The organism is Sphingomonas sp. QA11 (assembly GCF_028473665.1).
GTDB classification, from domain to species: domain Bacteria; phylum Pseudomonadota; class Alphaproteobacteria; order Sphingomonadales; family Sphingomonadaceae; genus Sphingomonas; species Sphingomonas phytovorans.
On sequence record NZ_CP098774.1, the window covers coordinates 1,078,242 to 1,099,196 of the forward strand.

Below are 20,955 nucleotides of genomic sequence, written 5' to 3' on the forward strand. Positions count from 1 at the left end.
CTTCATGAGCATTCGACATCTGGCGTGGCAGATAGGCTACGTTTTGGTGCGTGGCGTTATTGCGACGTGCGACAGGATTCAAAGACGCTTTTGCATGGTGTTGCCGAGATCTTCCAAGAGGGAAGGGGGCAAAGCGGGTGCGTGATGTTGGATGATTTTGCCGCCGCCGCTGCGGGAGTCGCGTAGCGCAAGGTGCAGCGTCGCCAATTTTCCATTTGGGCTATCCTCAAGATTGAGTAGATCATTGATGCTCTTGCTGTTGTTATTTAATTTGGTTTAAATAATTTGAAGGATGAAATTCAATTGCGGTGAAACATTATTATAGAATTTGTATAAATGCATTTCACGTCCTGTGGCGGAGCTGATTTTGCACGATTTTAGAAATATTGATCTATATCAAGGTGGTGTTAATAGTGTCTAGAAATTTGCGATAATTCACCAAGTCAACTCATTTGAAATCTGTGAAGTGTATTGTGTCGGGAAGAATCCCGATATGTGACATATAGATTATGGTTAACGCGTTTTAATCATATGCCTTGTTCGGTAGCGTAATGCTGCGATTCAATATCCGGAATCGAAGCTGCGCGGGGAACGTATTCCATGTCAGTAAAAATGGCTCTGGCGAAGCTCTGTGCGTGTGCTTGCGGGGGCGCAATTGTTGGCGGTGGCGCGGTTCACGTAGCTGAACGGCCGAACGTCAGCCGAGTTCAAGTGACCAAGCATTTGAAATACAAGAAGCGCGCCGTGGCGATTCGCCGCGTGCGGCGTCAGGTCACGACAACCACGGTAAGATGCGCACCGGCAGAGGTGGCGGTCACGACGCAGGGCGTGCCGGTGCCGTACCCTCCGATGACCAATGCCGACGGATATGCTGGCGGCGGAGGTAACGTGCTCGCGTTTAGCGGCGGTTACTTCCAGGCGGTGAGCTATGGAACGCCCGGCATGACCTATCCGGGCACTCCGGGGACGCCCGGTACTCCGGGGACACCCGGTACCCCGGGAACACCCGGTACCCCGGGAACACCCGGTACCCCGGGAACACCTGGCACTCCGGGAACACCCGGCACCCCGGGAACGCCCGGTACTCCGGGAACACCCGGTACTCCGGGGACACCAACCCCAATCCCCGGACCGCCGATGACCTTGCTGTTCGGCATGAGCGTGGCCGCCTTGATATGGCGCGCGAAATGGAAGGGGCGGCGGCAAGGTGGGCTGGCGTGAACGTGTCGTCCAACTCTCAGCACCATCGCAATTAAGATGAAACTTGGCTCAACCCGAGGGAAGATTGAGCATTGCCTTGATTCAGCGAGTGACGGCGGGCGTGAGGATCTTCGTACGGGTTCCGCCCCCTCGGCAGCGTCTCCCTAACCCCGCCCTGCCGCCACCGCGGCATCGCTGGCCAGCCTGTCCGCGCGTTCATTGTCGGGGTGGCCGGCATGGCCCTTCACCCAGAGCCATTCGATGCGATGCGGCTTCGCGGCGGCGAGCAGGGCCTGCCACAGATCGGCGTTCTTGACCGGCTGCTTCGCGGCGGTTTTCCAGCCGTTCTTCTGCCAGCCTTTGATCCATTTGGTCAGGCCGTCCATCACGTAGCGGCTGTCGGTCGACAGGACGACATGGCAGGGGCGCTTCAGCGCGTTCAGCCCCTCGATCGCCGCCGTCAATTCCATGCGATTGTTGGTGGTCAGCTTCTCGCCGCCGGCCAGTTCGCGTTCGCTGGTGCCCGAACGGATGATCGCGCCCCAGCCGCCCGGCCCCGGATTGCCCTTGCAGGCGCCGTCAGTGGCGATCTCGACTTTGGTCAGTTCGGTCATGCGATGTCCAGCGGGGTGGTGCGCGCGTCATAGGCGTTGAGGCGGCGCAGATAGGCGAGGGGGTCCTTGCGCGTCACGAGCGCATCGGCGGGGGTGTTGAGCCAGTCCCAGGCGCGTGACAGCAGGAAGCGGATGCAGGCGCCCCTGGCGAGGGGGATCAGGGCTGCGCGCTCATACTGGTCGAGCGCGACGGATCGCGTGTAGCCTTCGATCAGCGCTCGTCCCACGGCCCAGTCGGCGGTCGTTCCGGTCGCATCGAAGGACCATGCGGTGTGCATCACCGCGAGGTCATAGGCGCGGATGTCGGTGCAGGCGAAATAGAAGTCGATCAGGCCGCTCACCGAGTCGCCGCGCATCAGCACATTGTCGGGGAACAGATCGGCGTGGATCGTACCGGTCGGCAGATGATCGGGCCAGGCGGAGAGAATATCGTCCAGCGCGAAGCCGACCTCGTCGTACAGCCCCGGCGCGATGCCATCGAGATCGCGGCCGCAGCGGTCGAACAACGGGCGCCAGCTCTCCACGCCCATCGAGTTCGGCCGGATGAGGGGGAAGCCGGCCAGTGCCTCGTGCATCTGCCCCATCGCGGCGCCGGCGGCGAACGCCTGGGCATTGGTCGGGTGCGAGACCGAGACGCCGGTGAGGAACTCGATCAGGCAGGCGGGCCTGCCTTCGAGTTTCTGGATCACCACGCCGTCGCGGTCGGGCAGGGCGCGCGGCACCGGCAGGCCGTGCGCGCCCAGATGATCGATCATCGAGAAGAAGAAGGGCAGGTCGTCGAGATGCACGCGCTTCTCGTAGAGCGTCAGGATGAAGCGGCCCCGAGTCGTGTCGACGAGATAGTTGCTGTTCTCGACGCCCTCGGCGATGCCCTTGGCGGACACCAGTTCGCCATGGTCGAAGCGCGACAGGAAGGCGGCCAGCGCCTCCGCCGAAACCTGGGTATAGACGGCCATGGAGTTTAAGCTGCGACTTCGAGGCCGCGGGGCAGCTTGAAGGAGATCGTCTCGCGGGTCGTCTCGACCTCATATTCGCTGATCTCGAATCGTTCGGCGAGTCTGGTGACGAGCTCGCGCACCAGGACTTCGGGTGCCGAGGCGCCGGCGGTGATGCCAAGCGTGCGGACGCCCTCGAGGAAGTCGAAATTCAGGTCGCTCGCGCGCTGGACGAGTTGCGCCGGCGTGCCTTCGCGCACCGCGACCTCGACCAGCCGGACCGAGTTGGAGGAATTGGGCGCGCCGATCACCAGCATCGCGTCACAGGCGGCGGCGATCTTCTTCACGGCGCCCTGGCGATTCGACGTGGCGTAGCAGATGTCCTCGCCGCGCGGCGCCTCGATCCCCGGAAAGCGGCGCTGCAACGCCTCGACGATATCGGCGGTGTCGTCGACGGAGAGGGTGGTCTGGGTAAGGAAGGCAAGGTTCGCGACGTCGAGCGGCTGGATCTTTTCCACATCCTCGATCGTCTCGACCAGCGACATGCTGCCCTCCGGCACCTGGCCGAAGGTGCCGATCACCTCGGGGTGCCCCCCATGTCCGATGAACAGGATATGCCGGCCCGCGGCGACGAGCCGCTCGGCCTGGCGATGGACCTTGGAGACGAGCGGGCAGGTGGCGTCGAGATAGGTGAGGCCGCGTTCGGCCGCCTTGTCCGGCACCGCCTTGGGCACGCCATGCGCCGAAAAGACCACCGGTACGCCGTCCGGCACCTCGTCCAGTTCCTCAACGAACACCGCACCCTTGATGCGCAGCGCGTCGACGACGAACCGGTTGTGGACGATCTCGTGCCGGACATAGACCGGGGCGCCATATTTCTCGATCGCCAATTCGACGATCTGGATCGCGCGGTCGACACCAGCGCAAAAGCCGCGGGGGGCAGCGATCAGCAGTTCAAGCGGCGGTTTCTGGGCATCGGTCATTACAACATGGCTCTACGCGATTGCTTGCGTGCGCGAAAGCCGGTTCCTATGGTGCGTGTCGTTCCGGGGCCGGGCGCGATGGCGCGAGGCCCCTTCCTGTGTGATAAGGTGCGTGTGCCCGTGACAGCCCGGAAATTAGCCGTTCCTGCCATCCTGATGCTGCTTGCGGGGGGATGCGCCACGACCGGCGACATCGACGAGACCGGCGGCATCTCTGCGATCCGTTCCGCGTGCCCGACGGTGGGCGTTCCCGCCGCGACCGGTGACATCACGCTGTTCGATCCGGCCGGCAGCACCGCATCCTCGGCGATCGACCTGACGGCGGTGATGACCAATGTCCGCTCCACCTGCGCCGACGCGACCGACGACATCGTGACCACGGTCACCTTCGACATCCAGGCCCGCCGCACCCGCACCGACGCGGCGCGCGACGTGAGCCTGCCCTATTTCATCACCGTGGTGCGCGGCGGCAGCGCCGTCATCGCCAAGCGCGTCGGCCATGTCTCGGTGCACTTCAACGCCGGGCAGGACCGCGCCGTAGCGAGCGGCCAGGCGTCAAGCACCATCGCGCGCGCCGCCGCGACGCTGTCGGACGAGGTCCGCAAGAAGCTGACCGAGAAGCGCAAGGCGGGCGGCAACGACGCCGCGGTCGATCCGCTGAGTCGCCCGGAAATCCGCCAGGCGGTGGTGCGCGCGACCTTCGAGGCGCTGGTCGGTTTCCAGCTGACCGACGACCAGCTGAAGTACAACGCGACGCGGTGACGGCGGTCCCGGTCTTTGCCCTGCTTGCAGGCAGGGCCCGGTACCTTGCGCGCGGCGAGGCAAGCGCGATCGCGAAATCCCCGGTCGCCGGGCCGGTGAAGATCGGTTTCCTGGGACTGGAAGGCGACGAGCAGGCCGATCTGAGCGTGCATGGTGGCCCCGACAAGGCGCTGCATCATTATCCGCACGATCATTACAGGCACTGGCATCATGCGCGCCGGGGCGAGGCGCGGGAGGATGAGCCTATACTGGCCGCCCCTGGCGCCTTTGGCGAGAATATCGCGACCCTGGGCCTCACTGAAGACCAGGTCTGCATCGGCGACCGTTTTCGTCTGGGGCGTGCGCTGATCGAGATCAGTCAGGGCCGCCAGCCTTGCTGGAAGCAGGGCGAGCGGCTGCAATGGCCGGCGCTGCCCGCGCTGATGGTGAAGGAACGCCGGAGCGGCTGGTATTACCGCGTGATCGAGGAAGGCACGGCCGAGCCGGGCGAGACCCTGGCGATGGTGGCGCGGCCCTTGCCCGACTGGACCGTCCGCCGCGTGTTCGGCCTGCTGATCGCGGGCGACCACCGCAAGGATCCAAGGGCGCTGGCCGAGTTGGCCGATATGGAATTGCTCTATGCCGGCTGGCGTCGCCGTGCCGTCAAATTGATGGCCTGAGCGAATAGCGTCGCCAAGCCCGATTGACTCGCATGCTGCGCCGCGTCACACCGGGCGCGTCGATGGGGGGCAACTTCCATGGGCACGCGCGGGAGAGACCCCGGACGTGGGACCTTGTCAAAGCAACTGCTTGGCGGGACATCCCTGATCCGGGGCGCCGAAGGAGCAACCGCCCCGGAATCTCTCAGGCACACCGGACCGCGCGGGCTATCGACACTCTGGAAAGCGGCTGGCGCGACGTTCGCCCGGCCCACCGAAGGGGTAAGCCATCCTGTTCAGGCAGGGGGGTGAAAGCTCTCAGGTTCCCGTGACAGAGGGGGCGGCGAAACCCGGCGCGTCATGCGCTGCGTAACGCCGTGACACCTTATGACGGAGACCGGCATTGAGCGACACCGAAGACCCCGAAATCGAGATTCAGACGCTGCCGCTCGACGCGTGGCACCGCGCGCGCGACGGCCGCATGGTCGAATTCGCCGGCTATCACATGCCAGTCCAGTATGAAGGCATCATGGCCGAGCATCTGTGGACCCGCGAGTCCGCCGGCCTGTTCGACGTCAGCCATATGGGTCAGTTGCTGTTCACCGGCGAGGGCGCCGACGCCGCGCTGGAGGCGCTGCTACCCGGCGACATCAAGGGCCTCGGCACCGCGAGGATGCGCTATTCGCTGCTGCTGGCGGAGAATGGCGGCATTCTCGACGACCTGATGGTCACCCGGCGCGAGGACGGCATCTACATGGTCGTCAACGGCGCGACCAAATATGACGACATCTCCTATCTCCTCGATCACCTGCCCGAGGACATCACGATCAACATCATGGACGACCAAGCGCTGCTCGCGCTGCAGGGGCCGAAGGCGGTCGACGTGCTGTCGCGGCTGGTGCCCGGCGTCGGGGCCCTGGTATTCATGACCGCCGGCGCGTTCGAGTGGAACGGCACGCCGCTTTGGATCAGCCGTTCGGGCTATACCGGCGAGGACGGGTTCGAGATTTCGGTGCCGGCCGAGGCGGCGGAAGCGCTCGCCGACGCGCTGACCGCCGAGGCCGAAGTGAAGCCGATCGGGCTGGGCGCGCGGGATTCGCTTCGGCTCGAGGCTGGCCTGCCGCTCTACGGCCATGATCTCGATCCAGAAACGACGCCGGTAATGGCCGATCTCGGCTTCGCCCTGTCGAAGCGCCGCCGCGAGGAAGGCAATTTCATGGGCGCCGGGCGCATCCTGCTCGAACGCGAGCAGGGCCCGGTCGTCAAGCGTGTTGGCCTGGTCGTCGAAGGGCGCCAGCCGGTCCGCGAGGGCGCGGCGGTGGTCGATGCGGACGGTTCAGACGTCGGCAAGGTCACCAGCGGCGGCTTCGCGCCTAGTTTCGGCGCGCCGATCGCCATGGCTTATGTGCCTGCCGCGATGGCCGCCATCGGCACCGTCATCCAGATCACGCAGCGCGGCAAGGTCCATCAGGCGACCGTCACCGCGATGCCGCTAATTCCCCACCGCTACGTCCGTCGGGGTGAGAATTGATGGCCGGCAATGACCTGGATCGTTCGCAGAAGGGCACCGGCGGCGTCACGCCGCTTGCGCGGGCCGATAGGCCCGCGACTGCGCGACCTTCCTTGCCGGCGCCCTTCTGCGAACGACCGCGGAGCGGCAGGGTGTCTTTTGGCCCACGGCTGCGTCACTCGTCGGTCGCGATGCGATCTGCATCGCTTCCTTCTCGATCCTATCCGTGGACCAAAACTCACCCTGTCCAGGCCGTTGCCGGCCACCAATTCTCACCCCAAGGAGGCAAGTGAGCCATGAGCCGTTATTTCACCGAAGATCATGAATGGGTCGATGTCGACGGCGACGTCGGCACCGTGGGCATCAGCACCTACGCCCAGGAGCAGCTTGGCGACATCGTGTTCGTCGACGTCCCCGAAGCCGGCAAGAAGCTGGCCAAGGGCGACGAGGCGGCAGTGGTGGAATCGGTCAAGGCGGCCTCGGACGTTTATTCGCCGGTGTCGGGCAGCGTGATCGAGGGCAATGCCGAACTCGGCGACAATCCCGGCCTCGTCAACGAGGACCCCGAAACCGAAGGCTGGTTCTTCAAGCTGACGCTCAGCGATCCGGAAGAACTGAAGGGCCTGATGGACGAGGCCGCGTACGCCGCTTTCGTCGCCAAGCTTTGAACTGACTTGCTCCCCTCCCGCTTGCGGGAGGGGTTGGGGGTGGGCTCGCGCTCTCCTCCAACGCTTCGCCCGAAATTGATCGGGCGCCCACCCCCGACCCCTCCCGCAGGCGGGAGGGGGGAGATTGCGTGAATGCGTTACCTGCCCCTTACCGACACTGATCGCCAGGCGATGCTCGCCACGATCGGCGCCAAGTCGATCGACGACCTGTTCGTCGATGTTCCCGCGATTGCCCAACTGGATGGCCCGATCCACGGCTTGCCCGGTCATGCCAGCGAACTGGCGGTCGAACGCCATATGTCGGCGCTGGCACGCAAGAACCTGGCGGCGGGCGATGCGCCCTTCTTTCTCGGTTGCGGCGCCTACAGGCATCATGTGCCGGCAAGCGTGGATCACCTGATCCAGCGCGGCGAGTATCTGACGGCATACACGCCCTATCAGCCCGAGATCGCTCAGGGCACGCTGCAGATGCTGTTCGAGTTCCAGACCCAGGTCGCGCGGCTGCTCGGCACCGACGTGGCGAACGCGTCGATGTATGACGGCTCTACCGCCTGCTGGGAAGCGATCGGCATGGCGCGGCGGGTGACGAAGCGCGCGAAGGCGATCCTGTCGACCGGGTTGCACCCGCACTATGTCTCGGTCGCGAAGACCATGGCGAAGTTCACCGGCGACGTGCTTGAGACGGGCACGCCGTCGCTGTCGGCCGGGACCGATATCGGCGCGCTGATTGCCGCGATCGACAATGATACTTCCTGCGTCGTCGTCCAGTATCCCGATATCCTTGGCCGCATCGAGGACCTATCCGAATTGGCCGCCGCCTGCCACGCGAAGAAGGCACTGCTGATTGCGGTCGTGACCGAGCCGGTGGCGCTGGGCGCGATCAGGTCGCCGGGCGAGATGGATGCCGATATCGTCGTCGGCGAGGGCCAGTCGATCGGCGTCGGCCTCCAGTTCGGCGGTCCCTATGTCGGGCTGTTCGGCTGCAAGGAAAAATACCTTCGGCAGATGCCCGGCCGGCTCTGCGGCGAGACGCTTGACGCCGATGGGCGCCGCGGCTTCGTGCTGACGCTGTCGACCCGCGAGCAGCATATCCGCCGCGAAAAGGCGACGTCGAACATCTGCACCAATTCCGGCTTGTGTGCGCTCGCCTTTTCGATTCACATGACCCTGCTTGGCGAGGCCGGATTGCGGGCGCTGGCCGAGACCAACCATGCCGGCGCGGTCGCCGCGGCGGAGCGGCTGGCGCAGGTGCCCGGCGTCGAGTTGGTCAACACCGCCTTCTTCAACGAATTCACCCTCAAGCTGCCGGTCGAGGCTCGCCCCGTGGTCCGTACGCTGGCCGATCGCGGCATCCTGGCCGGCGTATCGCTCGGACGGCTCTATCCCGGCGAGGCGACGCTTGCGAATGGCCTGGTCGTCGCCGTGACCGAGACGACCACCATGGAGGATGTCGAGACACTTGCCTCCGCGCTTCAGGAGGTGCTGGCATGACGATCAACGCAAGCGGCTGGCGCCCGGAGCGCCCCGAGGCTGGCACCACGACGGCGTCGACCGTCACCGGCAACACCTTTACCGGAAATAGGGCGCTGATGCTTGAAGAGGCGCTGATCTTCGAGATCGGGTCGACTGAAACCACCGGTGTCGAGGTCGCTGCACCGGCCAAGGTCGCTTCCCGCCTTGGCAGCCTGGGCCGGTCCGCGCCGATCGGGCTTCCGGGCCTGTCCGAGCCCGAGGCGGTGCGTCATTACACGCGCCTGTCGCGCCAGAATTATGCGATCGATCTCGGCTTGTTCCCGCTGGGATCGTGCACGATGAAGCATAACCCGCGCCTCAACGAGAAGATGGCGCGGCTGCCCGGTTTCGCCGACATCCACCCGCTTGCGCCGGTCGATACGGTACAGGGCGCGCTTGAGGTGATCCACCAGCTCGCGCACTGGCTGGTCACGCTCACGGGCATGCATTCGGTAGCGATGAGCCCCAAGGCGGGCGCGCATGGCGAACTGTGCGGCATCCTCGCGATTCGCGCCGCGCTCGAAGCGCGCGGCGAGGGGCACCGCAAGGTGATCCTCGTGCCGGAGAGCGCGCATGGCACCAACCCCGCGACGGCCGCTTTTGCCGGCTATTCAGTCGAGGACATCCCCGCAACGAGCGAAGGCCGGGTCGATCTGGCTGCGCTGACCGCGCGGCTCGGACCTGACGTGGCCGGGGTGATGATCACCAACCCCAATACGTGCGGCCTGTTCGAACGCGATATGCGTGCGATCTCCGATGCGGTGCATGCGGCGGGTGGACTCGTCTATTGCGATGGCGCGAACTTCAACGCGATCGTCGGGCGTGTCCGTCCGGGCGATCTCGGCATCGATGCAATGCACATCAACCTGCACAAGACCTTCTCCACCCCGCATGGCGGCGGCGGGCCCGGTTCGGGCCCGGTGGTGTTTTCGGAAGCGCTCGCGCCGTACGCGCCATTGCCTTTCGTCGAACAGACGGCCGACGGTTTCCGCCTTGTCGAGGAAGAGACCGCCGAGGAGCATCATGCCGGCAGCTTCGGTCGCATGGTCGCCTTTCAGGGCCAGATGGGCATGTTCACGCGCGCCCTCACCTACATCCTCAGTCATGGCGCTGACGGCCTGCGCCAGGTCGCCGAGGATGCCGTGCTCAATGCCAACTATATCCTGCGTTCGCTGGACGGTACGCTCGACGCACCGTTCGGGGCGTCGGGGCCGTGCATGCATGAGGCGTTGTTCTCCGATTCGAACCTGGCGGAGGGTTTCTCGACGATCGATGTCGCCAAGGGGCTGATCGACGAGGGCTATCATCCGATGACGATGTATTTCCCGCTCGTCGTGCATGGCGCGATGCTGGTCGAGCCGACCGAGACCGAGAGCAAGGCGGCGCTCGACCAGTTCATCGGCGCGCTGCGTTCGGTGGCGGAGCGGGCCAAGGCGGGCGATGTCGCGCTGAAATCCGCGCCGCATTTCGCACCGCGCAGCCGGCTCGACGAAACGCTGGCCGCGCGCAAGCCGGTGCTGGTGTGGAAGGATCCGGCCGTCGCGCTGGCGGCGGAATAAGGGCAGGGCGACAGGAGCCGGACAGGCGCAATGCGCTCTGGCCCGGCTGGCTGCATGCCGGTATGAACGAATCCAGCGGTGCGTGGTCGCGAACCCGCCACAGTGGCGGTGCATCGGTGCGGTCGCCACGGTGACACGACGGGGATCAATCGGGGGATAGAAGCCGATGCAGGTTCATACCGGCCAGCCGCAGGGGTGGCTCCAATATGCGATCCCGACCGCGATCTTTCTCCTTGTCTTCGCCCTTCGCGCGCGACGCCTGACTCAGATTCGGCCGCTTCGGATCGAGCGGCTATGGATATTCCCGACGATCTACCTGGTCGTCTGCGCCTGGATGCTGGTGCAGTTCCCGCCGACACCGGCCGGATGGGGATTGTGCGCGATCGGGCTGGCGGTTGGCGCGGCGCTGGGGTGGCAGCGCGGTAAGACGATGCGGATCACGGTCGATCCCGAAACGCATCAATTGAACCAGAAGGCTTCGCTGGCCGGAATCGCCTTCCTGTTTGCGATCGTGGGCCTGCGCGTTGCCGCCCGGGCGGGAAGCAGCGCGTTGCACCTGAACGTCGCGATGCTGACCGATATCCTCGTGGTCCTCGCGCTCGGCCTGTTCGCGGTCCAGCGGGTGGAGATGTATCTGCGCGCGAAGCGTCTGCTCGACGAGGCGCGCGCGGCGAGGGCCTAGAACCAGCGGGGCACGCTCTTCTTGTAGGCGACATAGTCCTCGCCGAACTTGCCAAGCAGATAGCGTTCCTCCCGCGCGATCACCTGGGTGCGGATGATGAGGATCACCACGGGCAGCAGCAGGAGCGCGGTGAAGCTGTTGAAGACGATGGCAAGGCCGGCATGGATCGATGCCATGCCGAGATACATCGGGTTGCGCGTGAAGCGATAGATGCCGGTCGTCACCAGGCTGCTGGACGAACGCCAGGGCTTCGGGTCGGTGTGGGCCCGGCGAAACAATTCAGTGCCAGAGATGATGACCAGCGCGCCCAGCGCGACGAACACCCCGCCCGTCACGATGGAGATCATGCCGACCGGACCCAGTCTGCCCGTAAGTCCCGTCCAGGCGAAGCCGATCAGCAACGTGCCGAGATAGATCAAGGGCGGCGGAAAGCCGACCTTCGCGCTGTCCTGATCAACTTGCATTGCCCACTCCCGGTCGTGCCCGGCCATCATGCAGGGACGGGCGGGGAAGGCAAGGCTAGACGATCGCCTGCTCTGTCTCCGTGCGTCGCCGGACATGCTCGCGCCACACGATGTACAGGCCGCTGCCGATGACGATCGGCGCGCCGATCCAGGTCGGAAGACCGGGCAGGGCGCCGAACAGCAGCCAGCCATAGAGCGTTGCCCAGAGCAGCGAGGAATAGTCCATCGGCACGACGATCGAGACCGGTCCAAGCTTGAGCGCCGAGGTGAGCGCGATCTGCCCGAGATTGCCGGCCACGCCGATGCTGATCAACAACAGCCAGACGCGGAGCGAATGGGTCTGGTGATCGAAGGCGTAAACGACGCTGAGCGGCACCGTTGAGAGTGTCGCGAACCAGAAGACGGTGGTGTACGGGCTTTCGGTCCGTCCGATCCGGCGTAGCTGGATCGAGACGACGGCGGTAAGGAAGCCTGCGGCCAGCCCGGCGACCGTACCCCATAAGGCGAAATGTCCGCTGCCCGGACGGGCGACGATCAGCACGCCGATGAAACCCGCCACAACGGCGAGCCAGCGGTGCCAGCCGGTGGGTTCCCGCAATAGCAGCGCGCCGAGGATCGTGGCGAAGATCGGCACGGTGAATTGCAGCGTGGTCGATTCGGCGAGCGGAAGCAGCGTCACCGCGCTGAACAGGCAGGTCATGCTGGTCAGACCGACCGCGGCGCGCATGACATGGGCGCCGAGCTGGCCGGTGCGGATCGTGGCCAGGCCGGGGCCGATGGCGATCACCGTCGCCACCAGCGGAACGCCCACCACCTGGCGAAAGAACAGGATCTCCGACAGATGCGCGCCGGCCATCTCGGCCAGCTTGATCAGCGCCGCCATGGTGGCGAGGCACACGACCGACACGAGGCGCAGGGCGATGGCCGGGAAGATGCGGTCTGCACTCGTCATTCCCGTAGTGTCGATATCCCCCTCGCCGCAATGCGCATGGGCGTGCTCATGCGCGACGGTGGAACGGGGAACAAGTCCGCACGGCGCGGTTATTTGGCCGGCGCCGGGGCGAGTGTCACGCCGGGATGCCACCCCAATCCTGAATCCGACCGTCGCCCAGCATGACAGCAAGCGGACGCGCGGCTGAACCTTTGTTAACTTGCCCGCTGCCCCGGGAAGCCTAGGAATCGGTCCAGGATACAGGTGAGACATGAAGGCAGCTGGAAGTGATGGGCAGGGCGGGGTGCAAGATCCCGGCAAGACGTCGCCGACATTACTCCCGCAGCGATTCAACGCGTTCGGGTTCGAACGACTGTATCTTTCGTTCAAGGCCTTGGGCGGCGGGCTGTGGGACTATGATATCGATACGGATACCCTGATCTGCAACGATCGATGGTATGAAATACTGGGGCTCGATCCACGCAAGGCCGACATCGGCTCGATCCCCGATTTCAAACCCCACATCCACCCCGACGATGTGGCGGTCGCGACCGAAGTCGATCCTGAAATCGTTGCCATGCTGATCACGAACGACGAACCCTATCATGTCGAGTTTCGGATTGTCCGGCCCGGCGGCGAAATCCGGTGGCTCAGATCGGTGGCGAGCGTCATCCGCGATGACGATACGCAGCATCTGCGCGCGGTGGGATGCATCACCGACATAACCGAATTCCGCGCCGGCGACCGTGCGGCGGCGATATTCGGTGTAGAAGCGCCATCCGATCTGGCCAGCCCGGCGGAGCCGCCGGAAAGGGCGGCTGAAGATATCCATGTCGATATGGAAGAGAGCGAAGGTTCCCTGAGCCAGCGGGAGCGGGAATGTCTTTTGTGGGTGAGTGTGGGCAAGACAGCGCAGGAGACCGCGACGATCATCGGGCGAAGCCGCCGCACGGTTGAGTTCCACCTGAACAACGCAGTCCGCAAGCTCCAGGCCGCGAACAAGGTACATGCCACTGCCATCGCCATCCGCAGGGGGCTGTTGTGACCACGCCGTCACAGACAGCTTGCCTGCCCGCCTTGGTACAGGGCCCGGTAATTTTACGAGTTACGGCTGTCCGTCGAACGACATAATCAGGGGTACCGGCCGAGAAAGTATGCACCATGATGAGACTGCATTGCCCCCCGGAAGCCTGCCGCGAAGCCGATGAGCTGGTGGCGGAACATGGCCATCGCGCCACGCAGATTCTGGTCGATCGCGCGATTGCGCTGATCAGGGCTGGCGGGTCCGACGAGGAATTGCGCGAGATGGAGATACTGATCTCCGCGGCAACCTCGCGACTGAATGCGCTCACGATCCATCATGATGAAACCCGGTCCGGCGCCGACGGCGCGGCGCCCTCGCTGGTGAAGCTCGAGGAGTTGATCACCCAGGCCTTGTGCATGGCGGATTCGCTTGGCCAGGGAATGGCGGCAATCGCCCTGAACGAAGCGCTGATCCGCGTTACCGGAATGGGCATGGCGCCACCGTCCAAGGACTGATGAACTGGTGCGGATGAAATGAGGCCGCCGCATACCGCAGCAAGTCCGGGGTGACGAACTGGTCGCGAGCCGCTATCCGCCCGTCCATGATCAAGCACGCTCTCCCCGTCACCCGCGAGGCCGATTTCTCGGCCTGGTACCAGTCAGTCATTTCGGAAGCCGATCTTGCCGAGGAATCCGGCGTGCGCGGCTGCATGGTCATCCGGCCATGGGGCTATGGCATCTGGGAGCGCATCCAGCGTCTGCTCGACGACCGGATCAAGGCGACCGGCCATGAGAATTGCTATTTCCCGCTGTTCATCCCGCTCTCCTATTTCGAGAAGGAAGCTGAGCATGTCGAAGGATTCGCCAAGGAAATGGCGGTCGTCACGCATCACCGGCTGGTGAGCGACGGCAAGGGCGGACTGATGCCCGATCCGACCGCGAAGCTCGAAGAACCGCTGGTCGTGCGCCCCACCTCGGAGACAGTGATCGGCACCGCCTTCGCCCGCTGGGTGCAGTCATGGCGCGACCTGCCGGTGCTGATCAACCAATGGGCGAACGTGGTCCGCTGGGAGATGCGCACGCGCATGTTTTTGCGCACCAGCGAGTTCCTCTGGCAGGAGGGGCATACCGCCCACGCCTCCGTCGAAGAGGCGCGCGAAGAGACGTTGAAGATGCTCGAAGTCTATCGCAGCTTCGCCGAGGATTGCCTTGCGCTGCCCGTCGTCGCGGGCGAGAAGCCCGAGAATGAGCGCTTCCCCGGTGCCGTCGCGACCTATTCGATCGAGGCGATGATGCAGGACGGCAAGGCGCTCCAGGCGGGCACCAGCCATTTCCTCGGCACCAATTTCGCCAGCGCGCAGAATATCCGTTTCCAGAACGCGGCCGGGGAGCTTGAGCTGGCCAACACGACAAGCTGGGGCGTTTCCACCCGGATGATCGGTGGCGTCATCATGGTGCATGGCGATGACGACGGCCTGCGGGTGCCGCCCCGGATCGCGCCGTGGCAGATCGTGATCGTGCCGATGCTGCGCGACACGGAAGAGGACGCTGCGATCGTCGATTACTGCAAGGCGCTACAGGCAGATCTGGCGAAGCAGTCCGCGTTGGGCGAGCCGGTGCGGGCATTGCTCGATCTCAAGCCGGCCAAGGCAGCGACCAAGCGCTGGGGCTGGGTGAAGAAGGGCGCGCCGATCGTGATCGAGGTCGGCGGCCGCGACGTGGCGGGCGGGAATGTGTCGGTGATCCGCCGCGACCGGCTCTATCGCGAGGACGGCAAGCTCGACAGCAAGGTGGTGCCGCAAGGCGATTTCCTCAGCGAAGCGACCGCGACGCTGGAGAGCATCCAGTCGAGCCTGCATGCCGAGGCGCGCGCGCGGCTCGACGCGAATATCGTGCGGGACGTGACTGATTTTGCCGGGATCGAGCGGGTGTTCGCCGAAAGCGCGAAGAACCCCGGCTGGGTCGAGGTGCAATGGTCGAAGCCGACCGGCGCCGCGCTCGACAAGGTGGTCGAGCGGCTGAAGGCCCTCAAGCTGACGATCCGTAATGCGCCGATGGATGCGGCGGCGGTCGATGGCGTGTGCCTGTTCACGGGCGAACCGGCGGCCGAGCGGGTGCTGGTGGGGCGATCTTACTGAGCCTCGCAATCTGGCCGTCATGCCGGAGTTGTTCCGGGGCCCACCGTGCCGCGCATTCGCCGGCCACCAGTTTGCGGCCCGGTGGGCCCCGGAACAAGTCCGGGGTGACGGAACCGTATCGGTCGAAGCCTCGGCTTACTCCGGCAGTTCCGCCTTCGGAAACCCCGTCCACACCTGGTCGTAATCCTCGTCGAGCGCGCTCGTCTCCAGCGCGTAATCGGTCGGCTGGAACACCCAGCGGCTCTCGATCATGAAGGCCATGGTGCCGTCGATCTTGTGCGGCTTCAACTCGGCCTCGCTCGCGCCCTTCCAGCTCGCGACATCGGGGCCGTGGCCGCTCATCTGGTTGTGCAGCGACAGCGCGCCCGGGTTGAACCCGTCGGCCTTGGCGTCATAGGCGCCCGAGATCAGGCCCATGCATTCGCTCATGGTGTTGCGGTGGAACCAGGGCGGGCGGAAGGTATTCTCCGCGACCATCCACCGCGGTGGGAAGATCACGAAATCGACATTCGCGGTGCCCGGCACGTCGCTGGGCGAGGTGAGCACAGTGAAGATCGAGGGATCGGGATGGTCGAAGCTGACCGAGCCGATCGTGTTGAAGCGCGCGAGATCGTATTTCCACGGCGCGTAATTGCCGTGCCATGCCACGACATCCATTGGCGAGCGGCCGAGATTGGTCGTCCACAGCGCGCCGAGGAATTTCTGCACCAGCTCGAAATCGCCTTCGCGGTCCTCGAACCAGGCGACCGGCGTCTCGAAATCGCGCGGATTGGCGAGGCCGTTCGATCCGATCGGGCCGAGATCGGGCAGGCGGAAGGGCATGCCGTGATTCTCCGCGACGTAACCGCGCGCCTTGCCCTCTGGCAGGACCACGCGGAAGCGCACGCCGCGCGGGATCAGCGCGATCTCGCCGGGCTTCACGTCGATCCGGCCGAGCTCGGTATAGAGGGTGAGGGCGCCCATTTCCGGCAGGATCAGCAACTCGCCGTCAGCCGAGACGAAGGCCCGCTCGACCATGTCCTTCGAGGCGCAGTAGAGGTGCATGGCGACGCCGGCCTGGCTTTTCGGGCCGTCGCCCGCGACGACCATCGTCGTCAGGCTGTCGAGCCAGTCGGCATCCTCGATATCGAGGGCGGCCCAGCGCAGGCGGTTGGGGGCAAGGACTTCCTTGCTGATGCCCGGGGCGAAGCGCCTTGCTCCGGTGTAGCGCGTGAAGGCGGGATGCGCTGCGGAGGGGCGCAGGCGGTAGAGCCAGGAGCGGCGATTCTCGTGGCGCGGCGCGGTGAAGGCGCTGCCGCTCAGCTGTTCGGCATAGAGGCCGAACGGGGGTTTCTGAGGAGAGTTGCGATCGACGGGCAGGGCGCCGGGGATTGCCTCGGTCGCGAAGTGGTTACCGAAGCCTGTCATGTAATCGGACATCGCCGCGTTCCTTCTTTCTCTCTCCCCCTTTGGGAGAGGGAGGGGCCCGCTGCCAAAGGCAGTGGGAGGGTGAGGGGGACGCTCGATCGTCTCGAGCCTCATCCCCTCATCCAACTTCGACTAACTCGCTTCGCTCGTAAGTCTTCATATCCTTCTCCCACGGGAGAGAAGTAAGTCAGGCCTCAACCGCCCCGGGCACCACGCCCCTGCGGATCTGGTCGAGCTCGATGCTCTCGAACAACGCCTTGAAATTGCCCTCGCCGAAGCCGTCATTGCCCTTGCGCTGGATGATCTCGAAGAAGATCGGGCCGACCATGTTCTCGGTGAAGATCTGCAGCAGCAGGCCGCCGCCGGTCTCCGGCGCGCCGTCGATCAGGATGTCGCGCTTGCGCATCTCGGCGACGTCGTGGCCGTGGCCGGGCAGGCGCTTGTCGATCAGGTCGAAATAGGTCTGCGGCGTGGTCTGGAAACGGATGCCGTTGGCGCGCAGCGCATCGACCGTGGCGAAGATGTCGTCGGTCGACAGCGCAAGATGCTGGATGCCTTCGCCCTTATAGTCCTTGATGAACTCCTCGATCTGCGAATGCTCGTCCTGGCTTTCGTTCAGCGGGATGCGGATCTTGTCGTCGGGCGCGGTCATCGCCTTGGAGAACAGGCCGGTCGCCTGGCCCTCGATGTCGAAATAGCGGATCTGGCGGAAATTGAAGATGCGCGAATAATAATCCGCCCAATAATCCATCCGCCCGCGCTGCAGATTGTGCGTGAGGTGATCGAGCGTGTGCAGGCCGACCGAATGCTGGTCGGGCGAGGTGCCTTCGACCGGCTCGAAATCGATGTCGTAGATCGTGGCCGCGCCGCGGCGGTCGACCAGATAGAGGTTCGCGCCGCCAATGCCTTCGATCGCCGGGATGTTGAGCTCGGCCGGACCGACCTTGCCCTCGACCGCCACCGCGCCGCGCTCCACCGCCAGCTTCAGCGCCTTCGCCGCATCGGCGACGCGGAACGCCATGGCGTTGGCGGAGGGGCCGTGCTGCTCGCGGAAATTCGCGACCTGTCCGGCCGCATCCATGTTGAGCAGGAAGTTGATGTCGCCCTGAGCGTAGCGGCGGACATTCTTCGACCGATGCGTGCCGACATGAGTGAAGCCCATCTTCACGAACAGGTCAGCCAGCGCATCGGGATCGGGGCCGGTGAACTCGACGAACTCGAAGCCGTCCAGGCCCATGGGATTGTCGTGCGGGTCGGTCATCGCGAATCTCCGAGGAGCAAAGTGGTAACAGATGAAACTACATAGGGCGGTTCCATCTGTTCGTCCACCTCTCAACGCAGCGATGTGCGATCAGGATGCCGGCAGTTCCTCGATCGTGACGCGGTCCGTGTAGAAGGCGAGATGATCGCGGATCCGGGCCACTGCCTCATAGGGCGCCTCGTAAGTCCAGATCGCGTTCTCCGCCTTGTCGATGCCGGCGGGCAGCGAGAAATAGGAGGCGTCGCCCTTGTACGGGCAATAGCTATGATGGTCGGTGCGCGAGAGGAGCGCCATGTCCGCGTCCTTGCGTGGAATGTAGAAGACCGCCGGATAGCTCGCTTCGCGCAGCACGAGGGATTCCGTCGTGTCGGCAATCACTCGTCCGCCCGCCGTCACTCTCACGCGGGCGGCGTTCGGTTCGATCGTGATCGGGTGATCGGGGCCCGGGATGCGGATCGGCTTGTCAGTCATGGCGACACCTCGCAAAAAAGGGCGGCCCCGAAGGACCGCCCGGCTGATATATCAGAGGGCAGCGCGCTTCCCGCCATCGACGTTCACGACATGGCCGGTAATGAACGACGCCTTGTCCGAGCCGAGGAACAGAACCGCCTGGGCGATCTCGCCCGGCGCGCCGGTGCGGGCCAGCGGGAGCGTCGAGGCCAGGCCTGCCTTCCCCTCTTCCCCGCCGGTGAAACGGTCGAGCATCGGTGTCTCGACCGGTCCCGGCGCGACGGCGTTGACTCGAACGCCGAACGGCGCGGCTTCCAGCGCCGCCGCCTTGGTCAGGCCCTCCACGGCATGTTTGCTGGCGGTATAGAGCGCCGCATTGGCGAACGCCGCCTGGCCAAGCACCGAAGAAATGTTGACGATCGACCCCGAGCCCTGCGCCTGCAGCACGCGGAGTTCATGCTTCATGCTGAGCAGCACACCCAGCACGTTCGTATCGAACATCGCGGCGTAGCTTTCCGGGGTCTGATCCGTCACCGGACCGAACTGGCCCTCGGTGCCGGCATTGTTGATGGCGATGTCGAGGCGACCGAAACGCGCGACGGTGCCGTCGACCAGCGCGCGGAGATCCTCCTCATGACGGACATCGGCGCGGATGAAATGGACCTCGGCGCCGAGGTTCCGCAGATCGGCGGCGACCGCTTCGCCGGCTTCGGCATTGCGGCCGGAAATGACGACCTTCGCGCCTTCACGGGCAAAAGCTTCTGCGGTGGCGCGGCCGATGCCGGTGAGGGCGCCGGTGACGAGGACGACGGATGCTGTCATTTTAGTGATCCCTGATGAACTCTGGCAGGGCGTGATGCGCTGCGGACCATCAAATATGTACGTACGTATTTTGTGCAAGGGGTGCACTATGTCCGTACGTATTAAATTTTATAGAGATTTGATATAACGTGATTTATTTCTCTGTACATGCCGCGAAGCGCGGAAAGGCGACCCACAGTCGCACCAGATATCGAGCAGCTGCCACGCGCCGCATCTTCCCGTTCACACGGGGATACAAACGCGGGCCGGGCCTGCTGTTTCAGCGCTGCAGGATATCGAGGGCGATCCGTTTGAGTCGCTTCATCGGCTCTGCGCTCCGCTCGACCTTGGCGAGGAGATTCGCGCCCTGGAGCGAGGCGACGAGGAACGCGGCGACATCGTCGCAATCGAGATCGGCGCGCACTTCGCCCGCCGCGACCGCCGCCTTGAGGCAGGACGCGATCGCGTCACGCACCGCGTCGAAAATCTCGACGAGATGCGGCCTGATTGCGTCGCTTCCGCTGGTCTCCGCGGCGAAATTGCCGATCATGCACCCGTTGCACAGGTTCTCGCCCGAGGCGCGTTCGATATTGGCGTCGAGAAAGGCGCCGAACCGCTCGAGCGGGGGACGGGCATCGTTGCGTAGCGTTTCGGCGAACATGGCCACGCTTTGCTGGAAATAGATGTCCAGCACCTCGAGGCCGAAGGCTTCCTTCGAGACGAAATGATTGGTGAAGGAGCCCTGCGGCACGCCCGCCGCCTGGACGATATCCCGCACGCTGGCGCCACCGAAGCCGCGCTCATGCACCACCCGCACCCCTGCGGTGAGGATCTTCTCGCGATTGGAGATTTTTGCCATGGAAGCAATATGGCCGTCCATATTATTATGTCAAGGATGACAGCGGGGTGACGGGGAGCCAGCGTCGCGCTAGCGAAGGCATATGACCCGCCTGAAGCTCGACCAGTTCCTGCCCTATCGCCTGTCGATCGCGTCGAATCGCGTGTCGTCGGCGATTGCGACGGCCTATCAATCGCTGTTCGGGCTTCGCGTCCCCGAATGGAGGCTGATCGCGGTGATCGCGGAGAGCGACGGGTTGACCCAGCAGGCATTGGGCGTGGCGACGCGGATGGACAAGGTGACGGTGAGCCGCGCCGCCATCGCGCTGGTCGATCGCGGGCTGGTACAGCGGCGGCCCAATCCGGACGACCAGCGATCGCACCTGTTGTCGCTGACCAAGGCAGGGCAGGCGCTGTACGAGAGCGTCGCGCCCAAGGCGCTTGAACTGGAAGCGCGGGTTTTTGCGGGATTTTCCGTCGAGGAAATCGCGGCGTTTCGCGCGATGCTCGACCGTATCGAGGCTTCGGCGGCACCGCTCGACCCCGAACAGGCTTGATAGCCGGCCCCGGCCTGTCCTAA

At 64.7% G+C, this 20,955-nt stretch carries 21 protein-coding genes and 1 riboswitch; of the genes, 11 read left to right on the forward strand and 10 right to left on the reverse strand.

Going from position 1 to position 20,955, the window contains the following annotated elements:
• Positions 1-1,364: 1,364 nt before the first annotated feature.
• The 3 genes from rnhA to ispH are packed head-to-tail and all read right to left on the reverse strand — an operon-like array spanning position 1,365 to position 3,732.
• Complete coding sequence (gene rnhA / locus NDN01_RS05100; RefSeq protein ID WP_272626285.1) at positions 1,365-1,814, reverse strand: ribonuclease HI; 450 nt, start codon at positions 1,812-1,814, stop codon at positions 1,365-1,367.
• Entirely contained in the window at positions 1,811-2,770 is a 960-nt protein-coding gene (gene thrB, locus NDN01_RS05105; protein WP_272626286.1) for a homoserine kinase, read from the reverse strand. The genes rnhA and thrB overlap by 4 nt, the downstream gene beginning before the upstream one ends.
• 5 nt (positions 2,771-2,775) lie before the next feature.
• Complete coding sequence (ispH, locus tag NDN01_RS05110) at positions 2,776-3,732, reverse strand: 4-hydroxy-3-methylbut-2-enyl diphosphate reductase (RefSeq protein ID WP_272626287.1); 957 nt, start codon at positions 3,730-3,732, stop codon at positions 2,776-2,778.
• A gap of 156 nt (positions 3,733-3,888) precedes the next feature.
• Here ispH and NDN01_RS05115 point away from each other — a divergent pair, with 156 nt between their 5' ends.
• The 7 genes from NDN01_RS05115 (at position 3,889) to NDN01_RS05145 (ending at position 11,063) form a co-directional block, all read left to right on the forward strand.
• Positions 3,889-4,494, forward strand: coding sequence for a hypothetical protein (locus NDN01_RS05115; RefSeq protein WP_272628033.1), 606 nt, complete (start codon positions 3,889-3,891; stop codon positions 4,492-4,494).
• Positions 4,491-5,153, forward strand: a complete 663-nt coding sequence (locus tag NDN01_RS05120) for an MOSC domain-containing protein (RefSeq protein WP_272626288.1) — start codon at positions 4,491-4,493, stop codon at positions 5,151-5,153. The genes NDN01_RS05115 and NDN01_RS05120 overlap by 4 nt, the downstream gene beginning before the upstream one ends.
• Positions 5,154-5,232: 79 nt before the next feature.
• Positions 5,233-5,364: riboswitch (glycine riboswitch) on the forward strand.
• A gap of 171 nt (positions 5,365-5,535) precedes the next feature.
• Complete coding sequence (gcvT, locus tag NDN01_RS05125) at positions 5,536-6,663, forward strand: glycine cleavage system aminomethyltransferase GcvT (RefSeq protein ID WP_272626289.1); 1,128 nt, start codon at positions 5,536-5,538, stop codon at positions 6,661-6,663.
• A 275-nt stretch (positions 6,664-6,938) separates the two neighbouring features.
• The gene (gene gcvH, locus NDN01_RS05130) at positions 6,939-7,310 is read left to right on the forward strand and encodes a glycine cleavage system protein GcvH (RefSeq protein ID WP_272626290.1); all 372 of its coding nucleotides are present in this window, start codon (positions 6,939-6,941) and stop codon (positions 7,308-7,310) included.
• Positions 7,311-7,442: 132 nt separating this feature from the next.
• The gene (gcvPA, locus tag NDN01_RS05135; protein WP_272626291.1) at positions 7,443-8,801 is read left to right on the forward strand and encodes an aminomethyl-transferring glycine dehydrogenase subunit GcvPA; all 1,359 of its coding nucleotides are present in this window, start codon (positions 7,443-7,445) and stop codon (positions 8,799-8,801) included.
• A complete protein-coding gene (gcvPB, locus tag NDN01_RS05140) occupies positions 8,798-10,381 on the forward strand; it encodes an aminomethyl-transferring glycine dehydrogenase subunit GcvPB (protein ID WP_272626292.1) in 1,584 nt (527 codons plus the stop codon). The genes gcvPA and gcvPB overlap by 4 nt, the downstream gene beginning before the upstream one ends.
• Positions 10,382-10,547: 166 nt before the next feature.
• Entirely contained in the window at positions 10,548-11,063 is a 516-nt protein-coding gene (locus NDN01_RS05145) for a CcdC protein domain-containing protein (RefSeq protein ID WP_272626293.1), read from the forward strand.
• Here the strand turns inward: NDN01_RS05145 and NDN01_RS05150 are convergent.
• The gene (locus NDN01_RS05150) at positions 11,060-11,527 is read right to left on the reverse strand and encodes a methyltransferase family protein (RefSeq protein ID WP_272626294.1); all 468 of its coding nucleotides are present in this window, start codon (positions 11,525-11,527) and stop codon (positions 11,060-11,062) included. The genes NDN01_RS05145 and NDN01_RS05150 overlap by 4 nt on opposite strands.
• Before the next feature lie 55 nt (positions 11,528-11,582).
• On the reverse strand, positions 11,583-12,479 hold the full coding sequence (locus NDN01_RS05155; RefSeq protein WP_272626295.1) for a DMT family transporter: 897 nt from the start codon (positions 12,477-12,479) through the stop codon (positions 11,583-11,585).
• Positions 12,480-12,852: 373 nt separating this feature from the next.
• Between NDN01_RS05155 and NDN01_RS05160 the strand changes: the two genes are divergently transcribed.
• The 3 genes from NDN01_RS05160 to proS all read left to right on the forward strand — a co-directional run bounded on the left by NDN01_RS05160 (position 12,853) and on the right by proS (position 15,619).
• Complete coding sequence (locus NDN01_RS05160; protein ID WP_272626296.1) at positions 12,853-13,503, forward strand: PAS domain-containing protein; 651 nt, start codon at positions 12,853-12,855, stop codon at positions 13,501-13,503.
• Positions 13,504-13,619: 116 nt separating this feature from the next.
• The gene (locus tag NDN01_RS05165; protein ID WP_272626297.1) at positions 13,620-13,997 is read left to right on the forward strand and encodes a hypothetical protein; all 378 of its coding nucleotides are present in this window, start codon (positions 13,620-13,622) and stop codon (positions 13,995-13,997) included.
• 86 nt (positions 13,998-14,083) lie between these two features.
• Positions 14,084-15,619, forward strand: a complete 1,536-nt coding sequence (proS, locus tag NDN01_RS05170; protein ID WP_272626298.1) for a proline--tRNA ligase — start codon at positions 14,084-14,086, stop codon at positions 15,617-15,619.
• 135 nt (positions 15,620-15,754) lie between these two features.
• On the opposite strand, the gene hmgA is transcribed toward proS, so the two are convergent.
• The 5 genes from hmgA to NDN01_RS05195 all read right to left on the reverse strand — a co-directional run bounded on the left by hmgA (position 15,755) and on the right by NDN01_RS05195 (position 20,397).
• Positions 15,755-17,038: a homogentisate 1,2-dioxygenase gene (gene hmgA / locus NDN01_RS05175; protein ID WP_272626299.1), complete on the reverse strand. Its 1,284-nt coding sequence runs from the start codon at positions 17,036-17,038 to the stop codon at positions 15,755-15,757.
• A gap of 175 nt (positions 17,039-17,213) precedes the next feature.
• Positions 17,214-18,287, reverse strand: a complete 1,074-nt coding sequence (gene hppD, locus NDN01_RS05180) for a 4-hydroxyphenylpyruvate dioxygenase (RefSeq protein ID WP_272626300.1) — start codon at positions 18,285-18,287, stop codon at positions 17,214-17,216.
• A 90-nt stretch (positions 18,288-18,377) separates the two neighbouring features.
• Positions 18,378-18,758: a DUF427 domain-containing protein gene (locus NDN01_RS05185; protein WP_272626301.1), complete on the reverse strand. Its 381-nt coding sequence runs from the start codon at positions 18,756-18,758 to the stop codon at positions 18,378-18,380.
• Positions 18,759-18,809: 51 nt separating this feature from the next.
• A complete protein-coding gene (locus NDN01_RS05190; RefSeq protein WP_272626302.1) occupies positions 18,810-19,559 on the reverse strand; it encodes an SDR family NAD(P)-dependent oxidoreductase in 750 nt (249 codons plus the stop codon).
• Positions 19,560-19,818: 259 nt separating this feature from the next.
• The gene (locus NDN01_RS05195) at positions 19,819-20,397 is read right to left on the reverse strand and encodes a TetR/AcrR family transcriptional regulator (RefSeq protein ID WP_272626303.1); all 579 of its coding nucleotides are present in this window, start codon (positions 20,395-20,397) and stop codon (positions 19,819-19,821) included.
• An 82-nt stretch (positions 20,398-20,479) separates the two neighbouring features.
• On the opposite strand from NDN01_RS05195, the gene NDN01_RS05200 reads away from it, so the two are divergent.
• On the forward strand, positions 20,480-20,932 hold the full coding sequence (locus NDN01_RS05200; protein WP_272626304.1) for a MarR family winged helix-turn-helix transcriptional regulator: 453 nt from the start codon (positions 20,480-20,482) through the stop codon (positions 20,930-20,932).
• The last annotated feature ends 23 nt before the right edge of the window (positions 20,933-20,955 follow it).